At 70.1% G+C, this 22,993-nt stretch carries 21 protein-coding genes; 10 read left to right on the forward strand and 11 right to left on the reverse strand.

Features of this window, described 5'->3' with window-relative positions; all coding sequences use genetic code 11:
* Positions 1-7: 7 nt before the first annotated feature.
* Positions 8-370 carry a metalloregulator ArsR/SmtB family transcription factor gene (locus OG219_RS38380; protein ID WP_266834530.1) on the reverse strand — a complete coding sequence of 121 codons (363 nt, stop codon included), beginning with the start codon at positions 368-370 and terminating at the stop codon, positions 8-10.
* A 35-nt stretch (positions 371-405) separates the two neighbouring features.
* Between OG219_RS38380 and OG219_RS38385 the strand changes: the two genes are divergently transcribed.
* From OG219_RS38385 to OG219_RS38400, 4 genes are all read left to right on the forward strand, one after another.
* Positions 406-2,391 carry a heavy metal translocating P-type ATPase gene (locus OG219_RS38385; protein ID WP_266834532.1) on the forward strand — a complete coding sequence of 662 codons (1,986 nt, stop codon included), beginning with the start codon at positions 406-408 and terminating at the stop codon, positions 2,389-2,391.
* Positions 2,392-2,440: 49 nt separating this feature from the next.
* A complete protein-coding gene (locus tag OG219_RS38390) occupies positions 2,441-3,940 on the forward strand; it encodes an AlkA N-terminal domain-containing protein (protein WP_323183322.1) in 1,500 nt (499 codons plus the stop codon).
* 9 nt (positions 3,941-3,949) lie between these two features.
* Positions 3,950-4,435, forward strand: a complete 486-nt coding sequence (locus OG219_RS38395) for a methylated-DNA--[protein]-cysteine S-methyltransferase (protein ID WP_266834534.1) — start codon at positions 3,950-3,952, stop codon at positions 4,433-4,435.
* A 202-nt stretch (positions 4,436-4,637) separates the two neighbouring features.
* Positions 4,638-5,372, forward strand: a complete 735-nt coding sequence (locus tag OG219_RS38400) for a hypothetical protein (protein ID WP_266834536.1) — start codon at positions 4,638-4,640, stop codon at positions 5,370-5,372.
* Positions 5,373-5,420: 48 nt separating this feature from the next.
* Here the strand turns inward: OG219_RS38400 and OG219_RS38405 are convergent, their stop codons facing one another.
* Both OG219_RS38405 and OG219_RS38410 read right to left on the reverse strand, forming a co-directional pair.
* Positions 5,421-5,912: an NUDIX hydrolase gene (locus OG219_RS38405; RefSeq protein ID WP_266834538.1), complete on the reverse strand. Its 492-nt coding sequence runs from the start codon at positions 5,910-5,912 to the stop codon at positions 5,421-5,423.
* 116 nt (positions 5,913-6,028) lie between these two features.
* Positions 6,029-7,099, reverse strand: coding sequence for an ADP-ribosylglycohydrolase family protein (locus tag OG219_RS38410; protein ID WP_266834540.1), 1,071 nt, complete (start codon positions 7,097-7,099; stop codon positions 6,029-6,031).
* Positions 7,100-7,284: 185 nt separating this feature from the next.
* Here OG219_RS38410 and OG219_RS38415 point away from each other — a divergent pair, with 185 nt between their 5' ends.
* Positions 7,285-8,403 carry a glycerate kinase gene (locus OG219_RS38415; RefSeq protein WP_266836375.1) on the forward strand — a complete coding sequence of 373 codons (1,119 nt, stop codon included), beginning with the start codon at positions 7,285-7,287 and terminating at the stop codon, positions 8,401-8,403.
* Positions 8,404-8,648: 245 nt separating this feature from the next.
* Here OG219_RS38415 and OG219_RS38420 read toward each other — a convergent pair whose 3' ends face one another.
* Positions 8,649-9,854, reverse strand: a complete 1,206-nt coding sequence (locus OG219_RS38420) for a CdaR family transcriptional regulator (RefSeq protein WP_266834542.1) — start codon at positions 9,852-9,854, stop codon at positions 8,649-8,651.
* Positions 9,855-10,041: 187 nt separating this feature from the next.
* Between OG219_RS38420 and OG219_RS38425 the strand changes: the two genes are divergently transcribed.
* From OG219_RS38425 to OG219_RS38445, 5 genes are read left to right on the forward strand one after another with little or no spacing between them, the layout of a single operon-like run.
* Positions 10,042-10,848 carry an ABC transporter ATP-binding protein gene (locus OG219_RS38425; RefSeq protein ID WP_266834544.1) on the forward strand — a complete coding sequence of 269 codons (807 nt, stop codon included), beginning with the start codon at positions 10,042-10,044 and terminating at the stop codon, positions 10,846-10,848.
* A gap of 8 nt (positions 10,849-10,856) precedes the next feature.
* On the forward strand, positions 10,857-11,735 hold the full coding sequence (locus tag OG219_RS38430) for an ABC transporter ATP-binding protein (RefSeq protein ID WP_266836376.1): 879 nt from the start codon (positions 10,857-10,859) through the stop codon (positions 11,733-11,735).
* Positions 11,732-12,622, forward strand: a complete 891-nt coding sequence (locus tag OG219_RS38435) for a branched-chain amino acid ABC transporter permease (protein ID WP_266834546.1) — start codon at positions 11,732-11,734, stop codon at positions 12,620-12,622. Before OG219_RS38430 ends, OG219_RS38435 begins: the two co-directional genes overlap by 4 nt.
* Positions 12,623-12,659: 37 nt before the next feature.
* Entirely contained in the window at positions 12,660-13,733 is a 1,074-nt protein-coding gene (locus OG219_RS38440; protein WP_266836377.1) for a branched-chain amino acid ABC transporter permease, read from the forward strand.
* Complete coding sequence (locus OG219_RS38445; protein WP_266834548.1) at positions 13,730-14,995, forward strand: ABC transporter substrate-binding protein; 1,266 nt, start codon at positions 13,730-13,732, stop codon at positions 14,993-14,995. The genes OG219_RS38440 and OG219_RS38445 overlap by 4 nt, the downstream gene beginning before the upstream one ends.
* 110 nt (positions 14,996-15,105) lie before the next feature.
* Here the strand turns inward: OG219_RS38445 and pssA are convergent, their stop codons facing one another.
* From pssA to ccrA, 7 genes are all read right to left on the reverse strand, one after another.
* Positions 15,106-15,924 (reverse strand): CDP-diacylglycerol--serine O-phosphatidyltransferase, encoded by an 819-nt coding sequence (pssA, locus tag OG219_RS38450; RefSeq protein ID WP_266474991.1) that lies wholly within the window; start codon positions 15,922-15,924, stop codon positions 15,106-15,108.
* 28 nt (positions 15,925-15,952) lie between these two features.
* On the reverse strand, positions 15,953-16,609 hold the full coding sequence (locus tag OG219_RS38455) for a phosphatidylserine decarboxylase (protein WP_266473544.1): 657 nt from the start codon (positions 16,607-16,609) through the stop codon (positions 15,953-15,955).
* 173 nt (positions 16,610-16,782) lie between these two features.
* Positions 16,783-17,988, reverse strand: a complete 1,206-nt coding sequence (locus OG219_RS38460) for an acyl-CoA dehydrogenase family protein (RefSeq protein ID WP_266834550.1) — start codon at positions 17,986-17,988, stop codon at positions 16,783-16,785.
* 2 nt (positions 17,989-17,990) lie between these two features.
* Entirely contained in the window at positions 17,991-18,503 is a 513-nt protein-coding gene (locus tag OG219_RS38465; protein ID WP_266834552.1) for a MaoC family dehydratase, read from the reverse strand.
* Positions 18,504-18,508: 5 nt separating this feature from the next.
* A complete protein-coding gene (locus OG219_RS38470) occupies positions 18,509-19,468 on the reverse strand; it encodes a CoA ester lyase (protein WP_266473540.1) in 960 nt (319 codons plus the stop codon).
* Positions 19,465-21,492 (reverse strand): protein meaA, encoded by a 2,028-nt coding sequence (locus tag OG219_RS38475; RefSeq protein WP_266834554.1) that lies wholly within the window; start codon positions 21,490-21,492, stop codon positions 19,465-19,467. Before OG219_RS38475 ends, OG219_RS38470 begins: the two co-directional genes overlap by 4 nt.
* Positions 21,493-21,502: 10 nt before the next feature.
* Positions 21,503-22,840 (reverse strand): crotonyl-CoA carboxylase/reductase, encoded by a 1,338-nt coding sequence (gene ccrA, locus OG219_RS38480; protein ID WP_266834556.1) that lies wholly within the window; start codon positions 22,838-22,840, stop codon positions 21,503-21,505.
* Positions 22,841-22,993 lie beyond the last annotated feature (153 nt).

Here is a 22,993-nt window from a genome sequence, read left to right on the forward strand (position 1 = left end):
CGTCACCTCATTCCGGCGTGTCACTGAGACCGAGCCGCAGATGTTCCACGTGGTAGACCGCCTGGTCGAGGAGTTCGGCGACATGGTGGTCATGCAGCGCGTACACGACCGAGCGTCCGCTCCGCTCGCCCACGACCAGGCCCAGGTTGCGCAGCAGCCGCAGCTGGTGCGAGCACGCGGACTGTTCCATGCCCACCTCGGCGGCCAACTCCGTGGCCGGAAGGGGGCCTTCGCGCAGTCGCGCCAGAATCAGCAGGCGCGAGGGGGTGGACAGCGCCTGGAGTGTGGTGGCCACCTTCGCGACGTTGGCCGCGTCCAGACGTACGCGCGGGGTGGCGTCCTGTGCGGTGGTGACGGCTCCATGACCCATGGGCGGTATCTTACTCACCGTACATGAAGATATGAATGAGTCTTCATGTGTTCCTGTATGGTGGCCGTGTGCCTGCCACTCTCGCCCCGTCTTCCGTTGCCGCCCCGTCCGTCCCGGCGCTTCCCCGGCGCCGCACGCGCGTCCTCGCGCTGCCGGAGGCCCGCTGGGCGTTCGTGGCCACGGTCGCCTTCCTCTTCGCGCTCCCTCTCCACCTCGGCGGCGCGCCAGGGTGGACGTACGCCCCGCTCTACGTGATCGCGTACGCCGCCGGAGGCTGGGAGCCCGCCCTCGAAGGGCTGCGGGCGCTGCGCGAGAGGACCTTGGACGTCGACCTGCTGATGATCGTCGCGGCGCTCGGCGCGGCCGCGATCGGACAGGTGCTGGACGGTGCCCTGCTGATCGTCATCTTCGCCACATCCGGCGCACTGGAGGCGCTGGCCACAGCCCGTACTGCCGACTCCGTCCGCGGCCTGCTCGGCCTGGCGCCCGCCACCGCGACGAGGGTGACCGCGGACGGTGAGGAGTCGGTCCCAACCGCTCAACTCGCCTTCGGCGACGTGCTGTTGATCCGTCCCGGCGAGCGGATCGGCGCCGACGGGCGGGTGGTCGAAGGCATCAGCGAGGCCGACCAGGCGACGATCACCGGCGAACCGCTGCCGGTCGTGAAGGCCCCCGGCGACGAGGTCTTCGCGGGCACCCTGAACGGCACCGGCGTGCTGCGAGTACGCGTCGAACGCGACCCCGCCGACTCCGTCATCGCCCGCATCGTCACCCTGGTGGAGGAGGCCTCGCGCACCAAGGCGCCCACGCAGCTGTTCATCGAGAAGGTCGAACAGCGGTACGCGGTGGGCGTGGTGGCCGCCACGCTCGCCGTCTTCGCGGTGCCCCTCGCTTTCGGTGAGGACCTCACCGGCGCACTGCTGCGGGCGATGACCTTCATGATCGTCGCCTCGCCCTGCGCGGTCGTCCTGGCCACCATGCCTCCGCTGCTTTCCGCCATCGCCACCGCCGGTCGACACGGTGTCCTGGTGAAGTCGGCCGTAGCCATGGAACGCCTGGGCGAGATCGACACCGCCGCACTCGACAAGACCGGCACCCTGACCGAGGGCGCTCCCGAATTGACGGCCGTACGTCCGGCGCCCGGGTCGGGCCTCGACGAGGACGCCCTGCTGGCCCTGGCGGCCGCCGCCGAGCACCCCAGCGAACACCCCCTCGCCCGCGCGATCGTCGCCGCTGCCCGGGGCCGCGGGCTGCGCCTCGCGCCCGCCGGCGACTTCACGGCGAAGCCGGGCCATGGTGTCACCGCCACCGTCGACGGCCACATCGTCACCGTCGGACGCCCCGACGCACACACCGACGAGGACGCAGACCACACGCTCGTCCTGGTGGAACGCGACGGCGCCCGCGTCGGCACCCTCTCCCTCGCCGACCGCCTCCGCCCCGACGCCGCCGGGACCGTCGCCGCGCTCAGGGCCCTCACGGGCACCTCACCCGTGCTGCTCACCGGCGACAACCCGCGCGCCGCCGCCCAGGTGGCCACCGCCACCGGCATCACGGACGTACGCGCGCGTCTACTGCCCGAGGACAAGGTCGCGGCCGTACTCCAACTGGCCGACCGCAAGGTGCTGTTCGTCGGCGACGGCGTCAACGACGCGCCCGCCCTGGCCGCCGCCCACTCCGGGATCGCCATGGGCCGCGCCGGTTCCGACCTCGCGCTGGAGACGGCGGACGCCGTCGTCGTCCGAGACGAGCTCGCCGCCATCCCCGCGGTCGTACGACTCTCCCGCACGGCCCGCCGCCTGGTCACCCAGAACCTCGTCGTCGCGGGTACGTTCATCACGGTCCTCGTGCTGTGGGACCTCATCGGCCACCTCCCGCTGCCGCTCGGCGTGGCGGGGCACGAGGGTTCCACCGTCCTGGTCGGTCTGAACGGGCTGCGGCTGCTGCGGGACTCCGCGTGGAGTTCCGGCCGGGGCAAGGCAGGCAGGACTGACGGCCGGTCCCAGGGCACGCAAGGCTGATGTCGGATTCTCGCCAGCTACGGCCTCGCGCGTGGTCGATGCTTGAGGCATGCAGAACGGGATGCACACCGACACGGAGCGCTGCGTGCGCGCGGTCCAGTCGAAGGACGCGCGCTTCGACGGCTGGTTCTTCACGGCGGTCCTGACCACGCGGATCTACTGCCGGCCCAGCTGCCCGGTGGTGCCGCCGAAGCCGGAGAACATGACGTTCTACCCGAGCGCCGCGGCCTGCCAGCTGGCCGGGTTCCGGGCCTGCAAGCGGTGCCGCCCCGACACCAGCCCCGGCTCGCCCCAGTGGAACCAGCGCGCCGACCTCGTCGCCCGCGCCATGCGCCTGATCGGCGACGGAATCGTGGACCGCGAGGGCGTACCGGGCCTCGCCACCAGGCTCGGCTACAGCACCCGCCAGATCGAGCGGCAGCTCCTGGCCGAGCTGGGCGCGGGACCGCTCGCCCTGGCCCGCGCCCAACGCGCCCAGACCGCAAGGCTGCTCATCGAGACCACCCCGCTCCCGATGGCGGAGATCGCCTTCGCGGCCGGATTCTCCTCGATCCGCACCTTCAACGACACGGTCCGCGAGGTTTTCGCACTGTCGCCGAGCGAGCTGCGCGCCCGGCTGCCCAGGACGAGGACGGGAGCCGCCACGCGGGGGGCCGCCGCGCCGGGAGTGCTGAGCCTCCGTCTCCCCTTCCGCGCCCCGCTCAACCCCGACAACCTCTTCGGCCACCTCGCGGCGACCGCCGTGCCGGGCGTCGAGGAATGGCGCGACGGGGCGTACCGGCGCACCCTGCGCCTGCCGTACGGCCACGGCATCGTCGGCCTCACGCCCAACCGCGACCACATCGCCTGCCGTCTCACCCTCAGCGACCTGCGCGACCTGCCCGTCGCCATCAGCCGCTGCCGCCGCATGCTCGACCTGGACGCCGACCCGGTCGCGGTCGACGACCAGCTGCGCACCGACCCGCTGCTCGCGCCGCTCGTCGACAAGGCGCCCGGCCGCCGGGTGCCGCGTACGGTCGACGAGGCCGAGTTCGCCGTACGGGCCGTGCTGGGCCAGCAGGTCTCCACGGCCGCCGCCCGCACCCACGCGGCCCGCCTGGTCACCGCGCACGGCGAACCCGTCGACGACCCCGAGGGCGGCCTCACCCACCTCTTCCCGTCCCCCGAGTCGCTCGCCGCGCTGGACCCCGAGTCCCTCGCGATGCCACGCACCCGCCGCACCACTTTCACCACCCTCGTACGTCAACTCGCCGACGACACCCTCCACTTGGGCGTCGAGAGCGACTGGGAGGAGGCCCGCTCCCGGCTCCTCACCCTGCCGGGCTTCGGCCCCTGGACGGTCGACGTCATCGCCATGCGCGCCCTCGGCGACCCCGACGCCTTCCTCCCCACCGACCTCGGAATCCGGCGCGCCGCACAGGAGTTGGGCCTGCCGTCCACCCCGGCCGCGCTCACGGCACGCGCGGCGGCGTGGCGTCCCTGGCGGGCGTACGCGGTCCAGTACCTGTGGGCGACGGACAGCCACCCGATCAACTTCCTTCCCGTATAAGGACGTTCCATGAAGCACCACACCGTGATCGACAGTCCGTACGGGCCGCTCACCCTCGTAGCCGACGGCGGCGACCTCTGCGGCCTCTACATGGTCGGACAGCGCCATCGCCCGCCGGAGGAGAACTTCGGCGCACGCGAGGACGACACACTCTTCGACGAAGTGACGGGCCAGCTCGCGGCCTACTTCGAGGGCGACTTGAAGGAGTTCGACCTGCCCCTGCGCCTCGACGGCACCCCCTTCCAGCGCGACGTCTGGGAGCAGCTCGGGCAGATCCCCTACGGCGAGACCCGCTCGTACGGTGAACTCGCCGAAACCCTCGGCAACTTGGGCGCCTCCCGCGCGGTGGGCCTCGCCAACGGCAAGAACCCGATCGGCATCATCGTGCCCTGCCACCGCGTCGTCGGCGCGAACGGCAGCCTCACGGGGTACGGCGGCGGCCTAGACCGCAAGAAGCGGCTGCTGGACTTCGAGAGCGGGGCGGCGCTCTTCTAGGGATATCGGGCTGCCCTCGCTTCCAGCCGTTCGTGCTGCCGGGTGCATCTGGATGGTCACAGTGGAACGGGTCCCTGTAACAGATACCGGCGGTTCATCCTGGCTGTGCAACAGGGGAGAGCGCCGATGAACCGGCTTGCTGTGTATGGCGTTTGACGGGTTGAGATCAACGAGGAAAACGCCGCCGAAAGGGCACCCTGACATGTCGCTCAGCCGCACCCGCTCCCGTACGCTCGCCGCCGTCGCTTTCCTGGCCGCGACCGGTCTGCTCCTCACCGCGTGCGGCCCCGACGGTTCCGCAACCGCTTCAGGGACCGAATCCGGTGCGAGCACCCCTTCCAGCGCAGCCGACGCCACGGATGCCAGTGCGGACAACCGTGCGGACGGTACAATCACCGGCACGCTGACCTATCTGGCGCCGGGCAAGTTGGAGGTCGACGGTCGTCCCTTCTGGGTCGCGGAGGACACGGAGATCCAGGGCGGCGAGATCTGCGGTGATCCCGAGACCCAGGCGGCGGAGAGCTGCACCGCCGACGAGGCGGAGGCGGCGGCCAAGACCGGGAGGGTCACGGCCGAGGTAGTGATCGCGAACGGCATAGCGACCAAAATCACCGGCGGGTCGGGTGAGGGCGCCGACGCCTCGGCGGAGCCGACCGAACAGGACGACACCGGGGACGCGAGTGCGGACAACCGTGCGGACGGTACGGTCACCGGTACGTTGACGTACCTGGCGCCGGGCAAGTTGGAGGTCGACGGCCGTCCCTTCTGGGTCGCGGAGGACACGGAGATCCAGGGCGGTGACATCTGCGGTGATCCCGAGACCCAGGCGGCGGAGACCTGCACCGCCGACGAACTGGACGCGGTCGCGAAGGACGGCAACCTGACCGTTGCGGTCACGATCAAGCAGGGGATCGCCGAGCGGGTCGTCCAGGTCTAGCTGCGGCAGTGGCGTGAGGGGTCGGCCTGCCGAAGTCCGCTCGCGGCGTCAGCCGACCCGGTGTCCGTTCTCCAACTCCGCCGTCCCCGTGCCCTCCGTCAGCACATCGAGCGCGGTCATGACGCGACGGCCCAGCGCACCCGGCAGGTACTCGGCCAGCTCGTCCCGCGGGACGAGACGCCACGACAGCAACTCCTCCTCCTGCAGCCGGATCGCCTTGAAGTCACTCTCGGCGAGGACTCCACCGTCGTAGAGGTACGCCACCAGCGGGGGCCTCGCCGTGCCGTGCACCCAGTCCACCGCGAGCAGTCGGCCGAGTTCGATGTCGAGGCCGATCTCCTCGGCGGTCTCCCGACGGGCGCCCTGGCGCGGAGTCTCCCCGTCGTCCGATTCGACCGTGCCACCCGGAAGTGCCCAGCCGTCACGGTAGTTCGGCTCGACGAGCAGGACACGCCCGTCGGTGTCACGGAAGAGGGCGGCGGCCCCGGCGAGGACGCGGGGGAGGCCCGCGATGTACGTGGCGAAGTCTTGAGTGGTCACTCACGAAGGGTAACGAGCCTGGGATCGCGTGACCGGCTGATGCTGCGGGCTGCGGGCTGCGGGCTGCGGGAGTTCGTGCCGACGTGGGGGCCCGCACCTATTCCCGTGCCGCCCGGCTAGGCCTCCACCAGCCGGGCGGTGCGCTCCGCCAGCTCACTGATCCGCGCCCCGTCGAAGCCGAACACCGCAGTGCGTACGGTGTCCTCCAGCGGGTCCCGCCACTGCGAGGGGATCGCCGCTGCTCCGCACAGGACACCCGCCACCGAGCCCGCGGTCGCGCCGTTCGAGTCCGTGTCCAGGCCGCCACGGACGGTCAGCGTGATGGTGCGGGTGAAGTCGCCGTCGCCGTACAGGAGCCCGGCCGTGAGGACCGCGGCGTTCGGAATCGTGTGGATCCAGCCGAGCCCCGCGGTCTCCTCGGAGACGGTCGTGAGTGTGTCGTCCCAGGTCATCCGGGTCTCGTGGAGCGTGATCACCCGTCGTACGGTCCGCGCGAGGCGGCAGCTCGCGGGGATCACCGTGAGCGCCGTGTCCAGCGCGTGCCGCACGCTCGGCGCGGTGAAGGCCGCGGAGATCAGCGCCGCCGCCCACATCGCGCCGTAGACGCCGTTACCGGTGTGGGAGAGGACGGCGTCGCGGCGGGCGAGCGAGGCCGCGTGGCGCGGTGAGTCCGGGTGGGTCCAGCCGTAGACGTCGGCGCGGATGAGAGCCCCGATCCACTCCTGGTAGGGATTGTCGTACGTCGCTGTCAGCGGCGGTTTGATGCCATTGGCGAGGTTCCGGTACGCGGCCCGCTCCGCGGTGAACGTCTGCAGATACGGCAGCCGCAGCAGCCACAGGTCACCGACCTGCTCGGTGCTGAAGCCGAAGCCGTGCGTCTCCAGGAGATCGAGCCCGAGGATCGCGTAGTCCACGTCGTCGTCGCGGCAGCTGCCGTGGATACGGCCGCGTACGCATTGCCGCCACTCGGGCCGGAGCTCGAACTCGCCGCTCCCGCCACCGTCGGCGGCGGGTTCGGGAAGGTAGTCGGTGAGGGGCAGGGCCGCGGCCTGCCGCAGATAGCGGTCGATCCGGTCCCGCGTCCAGTGGTCGCCCTGCTCGACCGGTTTGCCGAGCATGTTGCCCGCGATCCGGCCCAGCCAGCCCCCATGGATGCGGTCGGCGAGCTCAGTGCCCACAGAGGTCATAGCTCCGGTTTACCCAATTCCGGACGGTGGTGCGCGGTGTTCCGCGGTCCGGGCGGGGCATGACGGCGGGGGCTTCCTCCGGTTAAGGTCGCAGCGGCGCGACTGCCTTGACGTGAGCAAGGCCGAAAGCAAGGGGATGCAAGGTGGCGGACGCTGCTGTGAATCGGACTCGGCAGGCGGCGCGTGTGCTGATCGCCGCGGACAAGTTCAAGGGATCGCTCACGGCCGTGCAGGTCGCCGAGCGTGTGACGGCCGGGCTGCGCCGCGTCGCGCCGCATGTCGAGGTCGAGGCGCTGCCGGTGGCCGACGGCGGTGACGGGACAGTCGACGCGGCGGTCGCCGCCGGGTTCGAGCGGCGTGAGGTGCGGGTCGCCGGGCCGCTCGGTGACGAGGTCACGGCGGCGTTCGCGCTGCGCGGCGACACGGCGGTCGTGGAGATGGCGGAGGCCAGCGGGCTGCAGCGGCTGCCCTCCGGGGTCTTCGCGCCGCTCACGTCCTCGACGTACGGCTCCGGAGAGCTGCTGCGGGCCGCGCTGGACGCGGGGGCGGGGGCCATCGTCTTCGGTGTGGGCGGCAGTGCCACCACCGACGGGGGTGCGGGGATGCTGTCCGCGCTCGGGGCGCGGTTCCTGGACGCGGACGGTGAGCCCGTCGCGCCCGGTGGTGGCGCGCTGAGCGATGTCGTGACCGCCGATCTGTCCGGCCTCGACGCGCGGCTCTCCTCGGTCGACTTCGTTCTCGCCTCCGACGTGGACAACCCGCTCACCGGGCCCAAGGGCGCGCCTGCCGTGTACGGCCCCCAGAAGGGGGCTGGGCCCGACGACGTGGCGGTCCTGGACGCCTCTCTCGCCCATTTCGCTGCCGTTCTGGAGAAGGCCATCGGTTCCAAGGCCGCCGAGTACGCGGCGGCGCCCGGGGCCGGGGCCGCGGGGGGTATCGGGTACGGGGCGCTCGTCCTCGGTGCGCGCTTCCGGCCCGGTATCGAGGTCATGCTCGACGTTCTCGGCTTCGCGCCCGCGCTGGAGCGGGCCACGTTGGTCATCACCGGTGAGGGGTCGCTCGATGAGCAGACCCTGCACGGGAAGGCTCCCGCCGGGGTCGCTGCCGCCGCCCGTGCCGCGGGCAAGGAGGTCGTCGCGGTCTGCGGCCGCCTCGGCCTCCGCCCGGAGGCCCTCGGCAAGGCCGGCATCCGCCGCGCGTACCCCCTCACCGAGGTGGAGCCCGATGTCGCGAAGTGCATCGAGGATGCGGGGCCGATTCTGGAGCGGGTGGCGGAGAACATTGGGCGGGACTTTTTGAGCTGAGGGGGCGCTGGGGGTGGGGGTGGTTTTTTCGCCCCCTCCGCCCCTACCCGTCCCTTGTTCCTGGGGCTCCGCCCCAGACCCCGCTCCTCAAACGCCGGAGGGGCTGAATCTTTCCCCGGCCGGAGCTGGAGATCTTTTAGCCCGTCCGGCGTTTGAGGACGAGGCCGTCCAGGCCGATAGCGGGGGTCTGGGGGCGCAGCCCCCAGGTACGGGACGGGCAGGGGCGGAGGGGGCGAAAAACCGTCTCACCGCCCCACCCCCGACAACCGATACGCATCCAACGCCAACGTCATCTCGATCAGATCCCGAGGCCGCGCCAGCGACCGCGAGGTCAGCTGTTCCAGGCGCCTCAGGCGGTTGAACACCGTGTTCCGGTGGCAGTACAGACGCCCCGCGGCCCGCCCGGCGGAGCCCTCGCAGGAGAGCCACACGTCGAGGGTCTCGAGGAGCACGGCCCGGTCGCCGGGCTCGAGCTCCAGCAGCTCCCCGAACACGTCGGACACAAGGCGAGCCGCCAGCTCCGGCTGGCTGACGACGAGCGCGGTCGGCATCCGCTGGTCGAGGCGTACGACATCGGTGGCGTCCGGCGGACAGGTCCGCAGCGCCAGCTCGGCGAGCCGCCGGGCCCGCCCCAGCTCGGCGAGCCCGGCCACCACGGGACTGATACCGCCAGGACCCTGACACCGCCCGTCAAGGAGCCGGGCCACCCCGTCGAGCCCCTGCCCGGCTCCCAGGGCGACTACGCCCACCTCGCAGTCTGCCCGCATCCGCCAGATGAACCGCAGCCCCGCACCCAGCACGGGCCGAGGACACGCGTCCCGTCCGTCATGGCGCTCGGCACGCAGTACCACCACGGCGTACGGCCCGCGCTCCGGCAGATCGAGCCCGGCGGCGGCGCGTGCCGCGAGCCCGGGCGTCTGCTGCCCTTCGAGCAGGGCGTCGAGCAGCGCCTGCAGCTGCTCGTCGGTTCGCCGCCGCAGCTCCATCTCGGTGGCCCGGTACGCCTCCGTGGCGGTCGCGGCCTGCGCGTCCACGGCGGACCACACCATGGTCGCCGAACGCATGAGCATCGCGAGCCGCTCCGGCTCCCGCCCGGCCGCGCCCTCCATCAGCGCGTCCCACACGAGATAGCCCGCGCTGCGGTAGGCGTGCACGAGCAGCTCCAGCGGAATCCCCTGCTGGGCACGGCGGCGGCCGGCGTCCTCGGCGTACTCCAGATCGCGGCGTGGCGAGTCCCGCGGCGCGGAGAGCGTCTCGATGCCGATGCGCATCGCGGTCTCCGCCTCCCGCCATTGCTCGTCGTAAGGCAGCACCTGTCCGTAGACGGGGGAGTACTCGGTGAGCTGCCGCAGGTGCTCGTCGACGAGCTCGGGCAGCCGTTCCAGCAGAGTCGCGCAGGACTCCGCGAGCAGCTTCCAGTCATGACCGGTCCGCGGTCGGCGCCCTCCCATGGCCGGAGGATGTCACCGGGAGGGCCTGCCGCACAGGCCCCTGACACGCGGTGTTGTGCGCGTGCACAACGGCCGGGCACGACCTCTGGGCACCCGCCGCGTTTCGCCCGCACCCCGTGGACGGGCGCCTGGACCGGTGCTGAGGTGAGCGCCACACCGGGCGAGGACAGCGGGAGGTGGAGGTGTCATGGGCGGTTCCGCTCTGCTCGTACGGGATCTGTCGGTCGGATACGGCCCCGTACGCGCACTGCGCGGGGTCTCTCTGGAGGTGCCCGAGGGAGCCGTGGTCACCGTCCTCGGCAGCAACGGCGCGGGCAAGTCGACGCTCCTGCGGGCGGTGTGCCGGACCCTCTCCTTCCACGGGGGAGCGGTGACCGGCGGCACGGTCGTCCTCGGCGGACGGCCGCTCGACCGGCTGGCCCCGGACCGGGTGGTGGCCGCAGGGGTGTCCCAAGTGCCGGAAGGGCGGCGGGTGTTCGCCCGGATGACGGTCGCGGACAATCTGCGGGCCGGAGCGCTCGGAGCCGTGGGCGGCCGGGCGGAGCGAGCGGCTGCACTGCGCCGTGTGCACGACCTGTTCCCCGTCCTCGCCGAACGCGCACAGCAGCGGGCTGGACTCCTCTCGGGCGGCGAACAGCAGATGCTCGCGGTCGCCCGCGCTCTGATGGCCACTCCCAAGGTGCTCCTGCTCGACGAACCGTCCCTCGGGCTCGCCCCGTTGATGGCCCGGCGGATCGCCGACACCGTACGGGAGATCAACGCCCAGGGCACCTCGGTCCTGCTCGTCGAGCAGAACGCCGCACTCGCCCTGCGGCTCGCCTCCCGCGCGTACGTCCTCGAAGTCGGCGAAGTGACCCTCTCGGGCCCGGCCGACGAGCTCGCCGCCTCCGACGAGGTGCGCCGCCGCTATCTGGGCGTCGTCGACGAGGACGCGGCCGAAGACGCCTCCCAGGCCCGCGCCACCCACCCGACACTGCCCAGGTGGAAGGGGTGACGCCCGCGATGGACCCGGCCGACACCGATGTCCCGCCGCTCCACGTAAGGGAGTTGACGGTCCGCTTCGCCGGCCTGACCGCCCTCGACGCCGTCAGCTTCACCGTCCGCCCCGGCACCGTGCACGCCCTCATCGGCCCCAACGGCGCCGGCAAGTCCACTTGTTTCAACGTGCTGTCCGGTGTCTGCCGGCCCGCCTCCGGCAGCGTCCGGTTCGGCGAGCACGAGCTGACCGGCCTGCCCCCGCACCGCATCGCGGGCCTGGGCGTGGCCCGGATCTTCCAGAACCTCGCCCTGCCGCCGCAGGCCACGGTCGAGGACAGCCTGCTGCTCGGCCGCCACCGGCTGACGCGAACCGGCTTCCTCGCCGCGGGGCTGCGGCTGCCCGCGGCGGCCCGCGAGGAGCGCCGGCACCGTGAACGCGTGCGGGAGATAGCCGAGTTCGTGGGTCTTGAACAGCAACTCGGCCGCCCGGCGGGTTCGCTCCCGTACGGGCAGCAGAAGCTCGCCGAACTCGCCCGCGCCCTGTGCATGGAGCCCCGCCTCCTGCTTCTCGACGAGCCGGTCGCGGGCATGACCGCCGACGAACGACGCCGCACCGCCGCGGTCGTCGCGGGCGTCCGCGACAGCCTCGGCATCTCGATCGTGCTGGTCGAACACGACATGGGGGTGGTGATGCGGCTCGCGGACGCGGTGACCGTACTGGACTTCGGCCGCCTGATCGCCGACGGCGCCCCCGTCGACGTACAGAAGGATCCGGCGGTCGTACGGGCCTACCTGGGCGAGCGTGCGGACGGCGAGAGTGCGGACGAGCGCCGCACCGACACCGACACCGATCGCGACCGCACCGAAAGCGACCGCCTCGACGGCGAGGAGACCGCCTCATGAGCACCTTCGCCGAACTCCTCCTCAACGGCGTCTCGTTGGGCTCCGTCTACGCCCTCATCGCCCTCGGCTTCGTCGTCATCTTCCGCGCCACCGAGGTCGTGAACTTCGCCCACGCCTCGCTGCTGCTCGCGGGCGGCTACGTCACCGCCTCCCTCCACGACGACATCGGCTTCTGGCCCGCGCTGCTCGCCGGGATCGCGGGCGCCGCGCTGGTGGGGGCGGCGGTGGAGTTCCTGGTGATGCGCCGCTACCGGGGGTCCGACCACAGTGTCCTCGCCATCGTCACCATCGGCGTCGACATCCTGCTCACCACCGAACTGACCCGCCGTATCGGCACCGACGTACTCCCGCTCGGCGACCCGTGGGGCGACGCCGTGCTCACCGTCGGGCCGGTCTCCCTCGCGCACACGCGGATCGCCGCGTTCGTGGCCGCGGCCCTGCTCATCACCGCCTTCCTGCTGGCCTTCCGGTACACCTCGTGGGGCGTGGCGATGCGCGCAGCCGCCGAAAGCCCGGAGACCGCCGCTCTCATGGGCGTACGGCTCGGGCGGGTGTCGCTCGGCGCCTGGGCGGTGGCCGGTGGACTCGCCGCGGTCGCCGCGCTGTTCCTCACCGTCTTCCCGACACCGGGCCTGGAGCGGGCCACCTCGCTGGCCGCGCTGAAGGCGTTCCCGGCAGCGATCCTCGGGGGCCTCGACTCGACGACGGGTGCGCTGGTCGGCGGTCTGCTCGTGGGGATCACGGAGTCCCTCGCCACCGGATACCAGAGCGATCTGACCTTCCTGGGCAGGGGACTCGGCGATCTCGCCCCGTACCTCGTCATGGTCGCGATCCTGCTCATCCGGCCCGCCGGGCTCTTCGGCACGAAGGAGCTCGCCCGTGTCTGAGGTACTCGCAAGCACCCGCAGGAGCGACGCTCCACCGCTGTGGTTCACCCGTCCCCGCACATACGTCTGGGCCGCGGGCGCCGTCCTGCTGCTCGCCCTGCCCTTCTACCTGGACCGCTTCTGGCTCCAGGCGGGCCTGTTCGCGATGGCCGCCGCGATCGGCGCGATCGGCATCAACCTCCTCACCGGCGCGACCGGACAGCTCTCCATGGGGCACGCCTTCTTCCTGGCGGTCGGGGCGTACGGCTACTGCGTGTTCGCCGGTGACGGAGGCGACGGACTGACCGGGCTCGGGTTGCCGACCTGGCTCGCCACCGTCCTGGCCGTACTGGCCGCAGGTGTCGCGGGCGGGCTCTTCAGCCCCATCGCGGGACGGCTGCGCGGCGCCTATCTCGGCATCGCCACCCTCGCCCTGATCTTCATCGGCCAGCACGTGCTGTTCAACGCGCGCGATCTGACGGGCGGCTTCAACGGCCGCGACGTACCACCCCTGAGCATCTTCGGGCTCACCTTCGACGACCGTGAACTCGTCGTCGCCGCCGTGCCGTTCGGCTCCGCCGAGAAGCTCTGGTACGCGGGCCTCGTGATGCTGCTCGGCTGTGCGCTCTTCGCCCGCGGGGTGCTGCGTGGCCGGCCGGGGCGCGCCATGAACGCGATCCGCGACCACCGGATCGCGGCCGGGGTGATCGGCGTGCCGGTCGCCCGCTACCGCGCCGCGGTCTTCGTGCTGTCCTCGATGTACGCGGGCCTGGCCGGGGTCCTGCTCGCGCTGATCTTCCAGCGGACTGTGCCGGACTACTTCGGCATGATCCTCTCGCTCGAATACCTCGCCATGATCGTGATCGGCGGACTCGGCTCGGTCGCCGGGGCGGTGGTCGGGGCCGTGTTCGTCTCCCTGCTGCCGCAGCTGCTGACCCGCTACAGCGACGCGCTGCCCCTGGTCTCCGACCCCGGCACCGGCGGGATCGCACCGGGCGAGGCATCCCGCTACCTCTACGGCGCCGCCGTCGTGGCGGTGGTGCTCTTCCTGCCGGGCGGCCTGATCAGGGTCGCCGCCCGGCGTCGCACCAAGCCGAACGGCTCAAGGCCCACTCCAGGGGAGGAACGATGAGAAGGACATACGTGGCAAGGGTGGCCGCCGGGACGCTGGCCGCCCTGCTCGTGCTGGCCGGGTGCAGCTCCAAGGCCAAGGACGGGGACGACGACAAGGAGACGGCTGCCGGCGGGGTGAAGACCGGCGACGGCATCTCCGGCAAGACCATCACCCTCGGCGCGCTCACCGACATGACCGGCGTCTACGCCACCCTCGGCAAGAGCGTCACGCAGGCCCAGCAGCTCTACGTGAAGCAGGTCAACGCCGACGGCGGCGTCTGCGGCTACCAGCTGGCGCTCACCGTCCGCGACCACGGCTACGACCCGCAGAAGGCGGTCTCCGGGTACACGGAGCTGGCACCCAAGGTGCTGGGCTTCACCCAGTTCATCGGCTCGCCGTTCGTCGCCGCCGTGAAGCAGCGCGTGGACGGCCAGGACAAGGGGCTCGTGATGCCGCAGGCCTGGTCGGCCACCTTGCTGGGCAGCCCGTACATCCGGGTCATCGGATCCACGTACGACATCGAGACGATCAACGCCGTCGACTTCCTGATCAAGGAGAAGGGCATCAAGGAGGGCGACAAGATCGGCCATGTGTACTTCGAGGGGGACTACGGCGAGAACGCCCTGGTCGGCTCCAAGTACATGGCGAAGGAGTCCGGGCTCACCGTCGTCGAGCAGAAGATCAAGCCGACCGACAACGACATGACCGCCCAGGTCGCCGCCCTCAAGCAGGCCGGGGTCAAGGCGATCGTGATCAGCGCGGGCCCGCGCCAGGCGGCCTCGCTCGTCGGTGTCGCGGCGGCCGGACAGTTCAATGTGCCGATCATCGGCAACAACTCGGCCTTCGCCCCGCAGCTGCTGGCCACCCAGGCGGGCCCGGCCCTGACGGCGAACTACTACGTGGCCTCGCCCTCTCTCCCCATCGGCGCCGACACCCCGGAGGGCAAGAAGCTCGTCGAGGACTACAAGGCGGCCTACCCGAAGGACTCCCTCGACAACGGTGTGGTGGCCGGCTGGACCGCGGCGGCCGCCTTCGGCGAGGCCCTGAAGAAGGCCTGCGAGAGCAAGGACCTCACCCGCGAGGGCGTCGACAAGGCCCTGCTGACGATCGACGCCTTCGACCCGGGCTTCGGCGTCACCCAGGACTTCAGCGACCCGAAGTCCCCGTCCTCGAAGCAGAGCATCATCCTGAAGCCGGACAAGAGCGCCGTGGGCGGGATGACGGTGGTACGGGAGGCGGCGGCCTCGACGGCGGCCGAGGGCTACACGCCGGGGGCGTGACGCCGAGGCCGGAGGACCCGAGAGAGCCGAAGGGCCCCGACAAAGCCGAAGGGCCCCGAACCGTGTGGTTCGGGGCCCTTCGGCACATACAAGCGAGGCACGTACAAGCGCTACGGCAGCTGAGCCGCCCGCGCCTCACGCCGGTTGTCCCGGAAGTTGTTGACCTTCCGAGCCGTGGCGAAGAGGGGAATCACCGCGCCCATGACCAGCTGCAACGCGCACCCGGTCTGCAGCAGCAGTATCCCGCTGGGAGCGTCGAAGGCCCAGGCCACGAGGAGGCCCATGCTGACGACGATCCAGGAGAGCATCGCGATCGCGAGGCGACCCCGCGGCTTGGGGTACTCGACCCGGCTCACCATCAGCCAGGCGGTGCCGAGGATCGCCATGAGCGTGGCGACGAACGGCAGCTCCAGGAGCACGATGGAGACCACGGTGAGCGCGCCGAAGGGCGATGGCATGCCCTGGAAGGTGCCGTCCTTGACCGTGACGCAGGAGAAGCGCGCGAGTCTCAGCACGACCGCCAGGAGGACCACGATGGCCCCCAGCGCCGCCACCCGCTGATGCGCGTCGTCCGCGACCATGCCGTAGACCAGCACGAAGTACGCCGGAGCGAGCCCGAAGCTGATCAGGTCGGAGAGGTTGTCCAGCTCGGCGCCCATGGGGGAGGAGCGCAGCTTGCGGGCGACCAGGCCGTCGAAGAGGTCGAAGACCGCAGCGCACAGCATGAGGATGACGGCCGTGGCGGCGCTGTGCCGTGCCATGCCCGTCTCCTGGCTGCCCGTGAGGTGCGGGATCAGGATGCCGGTGGTGGTGAAGTACACCGCCATGAAGCCGCAGGTCGCGTTGCCCAGGGTGAGGGTGTCCGCTATTGAGAGGCGGAGAGAGAGGGGCATCTCCTCTTCGTCGTCCACCTCGTCGGCCTCCGGCACCCAGCCGGTGCCGGCCTGCGTCTCGGGATCAATCACGGTCAATTCGAGTCACCCCAGCCACGGTCTTCTGACCGACCTCCACGTCCACCTCGACACCCTCGGGGAGGTAGATGTCGACGCGCGAGCCGAAACGGATCAAGCCGATCCGCTCGCCCTGCTCGACCTTCGTACCCTGAGGGATATAAGGAACGATACGGCGGGCGACCGCGCCGGCGATCTGGATCATCTCGATGTCACCGAGCTCGGTGTCGAAGTGCCAGACGACGCGTTCGTTGTTCTCGCTCTCCTTGTTGAACGCCGGAACGAACCCACCGGGGATGTGCTCGACCGATGTCACCGTGCCGGAGAGAGGCGCGCGGTTGACATGGACGTTCAGCGGGCTCATGAAGATCGCGACGCGGGTGCGTCCGTCCTTCCACGGCATGATGCTCTGCACCACACCGTCGGCGGGCGAGATGACCCTGCCCTGCGTGATCTCGCGCTCTGGGTCGCGGAAGAACCACAGCATCCCCGCCGCGAGCGCGGTGGCGGGTACGGCCACGGCCTTGGCGACGCCGGAGTGGCGCGCGCGTGCCAGGCTGAGGGCTGCGGTGGCAACGGTCGGGAGAAGCCACGGCGATGCTCCGCGCGCGAGGCGTACGCCTGCCAGGCTGTCGCGAGGTGCAGAGGTTTGGCTGTGGGGCATGGATGACCTTCGTAGCGGATGATGCCGCGCTGCAAAAACGGGGGACGGCGGCTTTCCCGGGATCGTACCGGTCGCGGGCCACAACTGGGCAAGCCAGGAAGCCGAGTCGACGGCTGAAGAGTGCTGACGGGGTGTGATCTTCTTCTCGAAGAAAACACCCCCAACCGGGACATCTAGCCCTGGAGTCGATACTCTTCGAGCAGCCTGCGCCCGATGATCATTTTCTGGATCTCGGCGGTACCTTCGCCGATCAGCAGCATCGGCGCCTCACGGTAGAGACGCTCGATCTCGTACTCCTTGGAGAAGCCGTAGCCGCCGTGGATCCGGAAAGCGTCCTCGACTACTTCCTTGCAGTATTCGGAGGCGAGGTACTTCGCCATCCCTGCTTCGAGGTCGTTTCGTTCCCCGGAGTCCTTTTTGCGTGCTGCATTCACCATCATCGCATGGGCGGCCTCGACCTTGGTAGCCATCTCGGCCAGCTTGAACTGGATGGCCTGGTGCTGGGCGATCGGCTTGCCGAAAGTGTGACGCTGCTGGGCATAGGAGACACCCAGCTCAAATGCACGCTGAGCGACGCCGCAGCCACGGGCCGCCACATTCACGCGGCCGACCTCGACGCCGTCCATCATTTGGTAAAACCCTCGGCCGGTCGTCCCGCCGAGTACCCGATTGGCCGGAATGCGCAGCCCGTCCATGATGAGCTCGGTGGTGTCGACCCCCTTGTAGCCCATCTTGTCGATCTTCCCGGGGATGGTGAGGCCGGGGCGGACCTCTCCGAAGCCGGGCTCCTTCTCGACCAGGAAGGTCGTCATCGACTTGTGGGCCGGGGTGCCCTCGGGGTGTCCTTCGTCACTCTTCACCAGGACGGCCACCAGGTTCGACGTGCCGCCGTTCGTCAGCCACATCTTCTGACCGTTCAGGACGTATTCCTCGCCGTCCCTGACCGCCTTCGACGTGATCGCCGAGACATCCGAGCCGAGCGCCGGCTCCGACATCGAGAAGGCACCCCGCGTCTCGCCCAGCGCCATCCGCGGCAGGAAGTAGTCCTTCTGCTCCTGTGTGCCGTGCTGCTTGAGCATGTACGCCACGATGAAGTGGGTGTTGATGATGCCGGACACCGACATCCAGCCGCGGGCGATCTCCTCGACGCACAGCGCGTACGTCAGGAGGGACTCGCCCAGACCGCCGTACTCCTCCGGGATCATCAGTCCGAAGAGGCCCAACTCCTTGAGCCCGTCGACGATCTCCTGTGGGTACTCGTCGCGGTGTTCCAGCTCGGTGGCGACCGGGATGATCTCCTTGTCCACGAAGTCGCGGACGGTGGAGAGGATCTCCTGCTGGATTTCGGTGAGACCGGCGGTCTGGGCGAGTCGCGCCATGGCTACTTCTCCTGCTCCTTGAGCTGGGGGCGGCCGGGCTGCTCGCCGCCGCGCTCCTTGATGTACGTCTCGGTGGGGACCATCACCTTGCGGCGGAACACGCAGACCAGCGTGCCGTCCTGCTTGTATCCCTTGGTCTCGACGTAGACGATCCCGCGGTCCGACTTGGACCTCGACGGCGTCTTGTCGAGGACGGTGGTCTCGCCGTAGATCGTGTCGCCGTGGAAGGTCGGCGCCACATGCTTCAGCGACTCGACCTCCAGGTTGGCGATCGCCTTGCCGGACACGTCGGGGACCGACATGCCGAGCAGCAGCGAGTAGATGTAGTTCCCCACGACGACGTTCTTCCCGAAGTCGGTCGTCTTCTCCGCGTAGTTGCTGTCCATGTGGAGCGGGTGGTGGTTCATGGTCAGCAGACAGAAGAGGTGGTCGTCGTACTCGGTGACCGTTTTTCCGGGCCAGTGCTTGTAGACCGCGCCGACCTCGAACTCCTCGTAGGTGCGTCCGAACTGCATGGTGCTCAGGCCTCCGGGGCTTCGAACTTGGACGTGCGCTGCATGCCGGCGGCCCGGCCCTTGCCCGAGATGACGAGCGCCATCTTGCGGCTGGCCTCGTCGATCATCTCGTCGCCGAGCATCGCGGAGCCCTTCTTGCCGCCCGCCTCGGACGTGCAGTACTCGTAGGCGTCCAGGATCAGTTCGGCGTGGTCGAAGTCCTCCTGAGAGGGCGAGAAGATCTCGTTCGACGCCTCGACCTGGCCCGGGTGCAGCACCCACTTGCCGTCGAAGCCGAGGGCGGCGGCGCGCTGCGCGACCTCGCGGTAGCCGTCCACGTTGCGGATCTGCAGGTACGGGCCGTCGATCGCCTGGAGGTCGTAGGTACGGGCCGCCATCAGGATCTTCATCAGGATGTAGTGGTAGGCGTCCGCGCCGTAGCCGGGCGGCTGTTCGCCCACGACCAGGGTCTTCATGTTGATCGACGCCATGAAGTCGGCCGGGCCGAAGATGATGGTCTCGGTGCGCGGCGAGGCGGCAGCGATCTCGTTGACGTTGACCAGACCCTTGGCGTTCTCGATCTGCGCCTCGATACCGATCTTGCCGACCTCGAAGCCCATCGTCTTCTCGATCTGCGTCAGCAGCAGGTCGAGCGCGACGACCTGCTGGGCGTCCTGCACCTTCGGCAGCATGATGCAGTCGAGGTTCGGACCGGCGCCCTCGACAACCGTCACGACATCGCGGTACGTCCACTCGGTCGTCCAGTCGTTGACGCGCACGACCCTCGTCTTGCCCGTCCAGTCGCCCTCGTTGAGGAACTTGACGATCGTGTGCCGCGCCTCGGGCTTGGCGAGCGGCGCGCACGCGTCCTCCAGGTCGAGGAAGACCTGGTCCGCGGGGAGGCCCTGCGCCTTCTCCAGGAAGCGGGGGTTGCTTCCCGGCACCGCGAGGCAGGAGCGGCGGGGACGCAGACGGTTGACGGTCATGCGGGGACCTCCAGGGGGTCGAGCTTGTTCGCTTTGCGGATCTCGTCGACGATACGGCCGATGATTCCGGTGATGTCGAAGTCCTTCGGGGTGAAGACCGCGGCCACTCCCGCGGCCCGCAGCAGTTCGGCGTCGGCGTTCGGGATGATCCCGCCCGCGATCACCGGGATGTCGGCCGCACCGGCCTCGCGCAGCCGCTCCAGCACGTCCGGCACCAACTGGGCGTGCGAGCCGGACAGGATCGAGAGACCGACGCCGTGCACGTCCTCGGCTACGGCCGCGGCCACGATCTCCTCCGGGGTGAGCCGGATGCCCTGGTAGACCACCTCGAACCCGGCGTCGCGGGCCCGCACGGCGATCTGCTCGGCGCCGTTGGAGTGCCCGTCCAGGCCCGGCTTGCCCACCAGGAAGCGGAGCTTGCCGACGCCCATGTCCTGCGCCGTCCGCTCCACCTTCTTGCGCACCAGCGCCATCGCGGTGCCCTCCTCGGCGGTGACCGCGACGGGCGCGGACGAGACACCGGTGGGGGCCCGGAACTCGCCGAACACCTCGCGCAGGGCTCCGGACCACTCGCCGGTCGTGACGCCGGCGCGCGCGCACTCCAGGGTGGCTTCCATGAGGTTGTCGGTGCCCTTGGCGGCCGCCTTCAGCCGCTCCAGCGCCTTGCACGGGCGCGGGTGGTTGAACGGCGGCTGGTAGCGGGTGTCGCGCCAGTTCTGGAGGGCCCCGACCACGCGGGCCTCGACCGCCGGATCGACCGTCTGGATCGCCGCGTCCAGGTCGGCCGTGAGCGGGTTCGGCTCGGTCGAGTCGAAGATGTTGACGCCGACGATCTTCTCCTGACCGGACTCGATACGGGCCCGGCGCTCGGCGTGCGAGGAGACGAGCTGCGACTTCAGGTAGCCCGACTCGACGGCGGCCATCGCGCCGCCCATCTCCTCGATACGGCCCATCTCGGCCAGCGACTCCTCCACCAGGGAGGCCACCTTGGCCTCGATGACGTGCGAGCCCTCGAAGATGTCCGCGTACTCCAGCAGGTCGCTCTCGTAGGCGAGCACCTGCTGCATGCGCAGCGACCACTGCTGGTCCCAGGGCCGGGGCAGTCCCAACGCCTCGTTCCAGGCGGGCAGTTGTACGGCACGCGCGCGTGCGTCCTTGGAGAGCGTCACGGCCAGCATCTCCAGCACGATCCGCTGGATGTTGTTCTCCGGCTGAGCCTCGGTCAGACCGAGGGAGTTGACCTGGACGCCGTACCGGAAGCGCCGCTGCTTGGGGTCCTCGATGCCGTACCGCTCGCGGGTGATCTGGTCCCAGATCCGGCCGAACGCCCGCATCTTGCACATCTCCTCGATGAAGCGGACGCCCGCGTTCACGAAGAAGGAGATACGCGCGACCACGTCGCCCTTGCGGTCCTCGGCGATCTGCCCGGACGCGAACACCGCGTCCAGTACGGCGATCGCGGTGGACATCGCGTACGCGATCTCCTGGACCGGGGTGGCTCCCGCCTCCTGGAGGTGGTAGCTGCAGATGTTGATCGGGTTCCACTTGGGGATGTGGTTCACCGTGTAGGTGATCATGTCGGTGGTCAGCCGCAGCGAGGGCACCGGCGGGAAGACGTGCGTCCCCCGCGACAGGTACTCCTTGACGATGTCGTTCTGCGTCGTCCCCTGGAGCTGGGTGATGTCCGCGCCCTGCTCCTCGGCGACGACCTGGTAGAGCGCCAGCAGCCACATGGCGGTGGCGTTGATGGTCATCGAGGTGTTCATCTGCTCCAGGGGGATGTCCTGGAACAGCCGGCGCATGTCACCGAGGTGCGAGACCGGCACGCCGACCCGGCCGACCTCGCCGCGGGCGAGGATGTGGTCGGGGTCGTACCCGGTCTGCGTCGGCAGGTCGAAGGCCACGGAGAGACCCGTCTGCCCCTTGGCGAGGTTGCGCCGGTACAGCTCGTTCGACGCTTCTGCCGTGGAGTGACCGGCATAGGTCCGCATGAGCCACGGCCGGTCCTTCTGGCGCTCAGTCATCTACGGGACCTCAGATGTTCCGGAAGCGGTTGATGGCGTCGATGTGCTGGGCGCGCTTCTCCTCGTCGCGGACGCCCAGGCCCTCGCGCGGGGCGAGGGCGAGCACGCCGACCTTGCCCTGATGCAGGTTGCGGTGCACGTCGTAGGCGGCCTGCCCGGTCTCCTCCAGGGAGTACACCCGGGAGAGCGTCGGGTGGATCTTGCCCTTGGCGACGAGCCGGTTGGCCTCCCAGGCCTCGCGGTAGTTCGCGAAGTGCGAGCCGACGATCTTCTTCAGGGACATCCACAGGTAGCGGTTGTCGTACTCGTGGTTGTACCCGGAGGTCGAGGCGCAGGTGACGATGGTGCCGCCCTTGCGGGTGACGTAGACGCTCGCGCCGAAGGTCTCACGCCCCGGGTGCTCGAAGACGATGTCGACGTCCTCGCCACCGGTCAGCTCGCGGATCCGCTTCCCGAAGCGCTTCCACTCCTTGGGGTCCTGGTTGTGCTCGTCCTTCCAGAACTTGTAGCCCTCGGCGTTGCGGTCGATGATCGCCTCGGCGCCCATCGCGCGGCAGATGTCCGCCTTCTGCGGGCTGGAGACGACACAGATGGGGTTGGCGCCGCCGGCCAGCGCGAACTGCGTGGCGTACGAGCCCAGTCCGCCGCTCGCGCCCCAGATCAGGACGTTGTCGCCCTGCTTCATGCCGGCGCCGTTGCGGGAGACCAGCTGGCGGTACGCGGTGGAGTTCACCAGGCCCGGAGCTGCGGCCTCCTCCCAGCTGAGGTGGTCCGGCTTCGGCATCAGCTGGTTGGACTTGACGAGCGCGATCTCGGCGAGCCCGCCGAAGTTGGTCTCGAAGCCCCAGATGCGCTGCTCGGGGTCGAGCATCGTGTCGTTGTGGCCGTCGGACGACTCCAGCTCGACGGACAGACAGTGCGCGACGACCTCGTCGCCGGGCTGCCAGGCGTTCACGCCGGGGCCGGTGCGCAGCACGACGCCCGCCAGGTCGGAGCCGATGATGTGGTACGGCAGGTCGTGCCGCTTGGTGAGCTCGCTGAGCCTGCCGTAGCGCTCCAGGAACCCGAAGGTCGCCATCGGCTCGAAGATCGAGGTCCACACCGAGTTGTAGTTGACCGAGGAGGCCATGACAGCCACCAGGGCCTCGCCCGGGCCGAGCTCGGGGACCGGCACGTCGTCCAGGTGGATCGACTTACGGGGGTCCTTGTCGCGGGTGGCGAGGCCGGCGAACATCTCCGTCTCGTCCTTGTGCACGGTGATCGCGCGGTACGACTCGGGGAGCGGCAGAGCGGCGAAGTCGGCGGCCGTTGCCGTCCCCGACTGAATCGCGTCCAGGATTTCCTTCACGGTGTTGCCTCCGGCGACTGGCGTCTTGAGGGGAGACGCTGAGGGTTACGTCGGTGCTGCTGGGGTGAGGGGTGTGCCGTCGGTTCGGCGGAGGTGAAGCTGTGGCAGCGCTGGGTCGGCGCAGGAGGTTGCCTGTGACGCAGGCGTCCGGGC

Source organism: Streptomyces sp. NBC_00038 (assembly GCF_026343635.1).
Classification (GTDB): Bacteria; Actinomycetota; Actinomycetes; order Streptomycetales; family Streptomycetaceae; genus Streptomyces.

Bases quoted from the DNA above. Each gene is read 5' to 3' on its own strand.
- OG219_RS38380 (WP_266834530.1), bottom strand. From the start codon at position 370: ATGGGTCATGGAGCCGTCACCACCGCACAGGACGCCACCCCGCGCGTA.
- OG219_RS38385 (WP_266834532.1), top strand. From the start codon at position 406: ATGAGTCTTCATGTGTTCCTGTATGGTGGCCGTGTGCCTGCCACTCTC.
- OG219_RS38390 (WP_323183322.1), top strand. From the start codon at position 2,441: ATGCAGAACGGGATGCACACCGACACGGAGCGCTGCGTGCGCGCGGTC.
- OG219_RS38395 (WP_266834534.1), top strand. From the start codon at position 3,950: ATGAAGCACCACACCGTGATCGACAGTCCGTACGGGCCGCTCACCCTC.
- OG219_RS38400 (WP_266834536.1), top strand. From the start codon at position 4,638: ATGTCGCTCAGCCGCACCCGCTCCCGTACGCTCGCCGCCGTCGCTTTC.
- OG219_RS38410 (WP_266834540.1), bottom strand. From the start codon at position 7,099: ATGACCTCTGTGGGCACTGAGCTCGCCGACCGCATCCATGGGGGCTGG.
- OG219_RS38420 (WP_266834542.1), bottom strand. From the start codon at position 9,854: ATGGGAGGGCGCCGACCGCGGACCGGTCATGACTGGAAGCTGCTCGCG.
- OG219_RS38425 (WP_266834544.1), top strand. From the start codon at position 10,042: ATGGGCGGTTCCGCTCTGCTCGTACGGGATCTGTCGGTCGGATACGGC.
- OG219_RS38430 (WP_266836376.1), top strand. From the start codon at position 10,857: ATGGACCCGGCCGACACCGATGTCCCGCCGCTCCACGTAAGGGAGTTG.
- OG219_RS38435 (WP_266834546.1), top strand. From the start codon at position 11,732: ATGAGCACCTTCGCCGAACTCCTCCTCAACGGCGTCTCGTTGGGCTCC.
- OG219_RS38445 (WP_266834548.1), top strand. From the start codon at position 13,730: ATGAGAAGGACATACGTGGCAAGGGTGGCCGCCGGGACGCTGGCCGCC.
- OG219_RS38455 (WP_266473544.1), bottom strand. From the start codon at position 16,609: ATGCCCCACAGCCAAACCTCTGCACCTCGCGACAGCCTGGCAGGCGTA.
- OG219_RS38460 (WP_266834550.1), bottom strand. From the start codon at position 17,988: ATGGCGCGACTCGCCCAGACCGCCGGTCTCACCGAAATCCAGCAGGAG.
- OG219_RS38465 (WP_266834552.1), bottom strand. From the start codon at position 18,503: ATGCAGTTCGGACGCACCTACGAGGAGTTCGAGGTCGGCGCGGTCTAC.
- OG219_RS38470 (WP_266473540.1), bottom strand. From the start codon at position 19,468: ATGACCGTCAACCGTCTGCGTCCCCGCCGCTCCTGCCTCGCGGTGCCG.
- OG219_RS38475 (WP_266834554.1), bottom strand. From the start codon at position 21,492: ATGACTGAGCGCCAGAAGGACCGGCCGTGGCTCATGCGGACCTATGCC.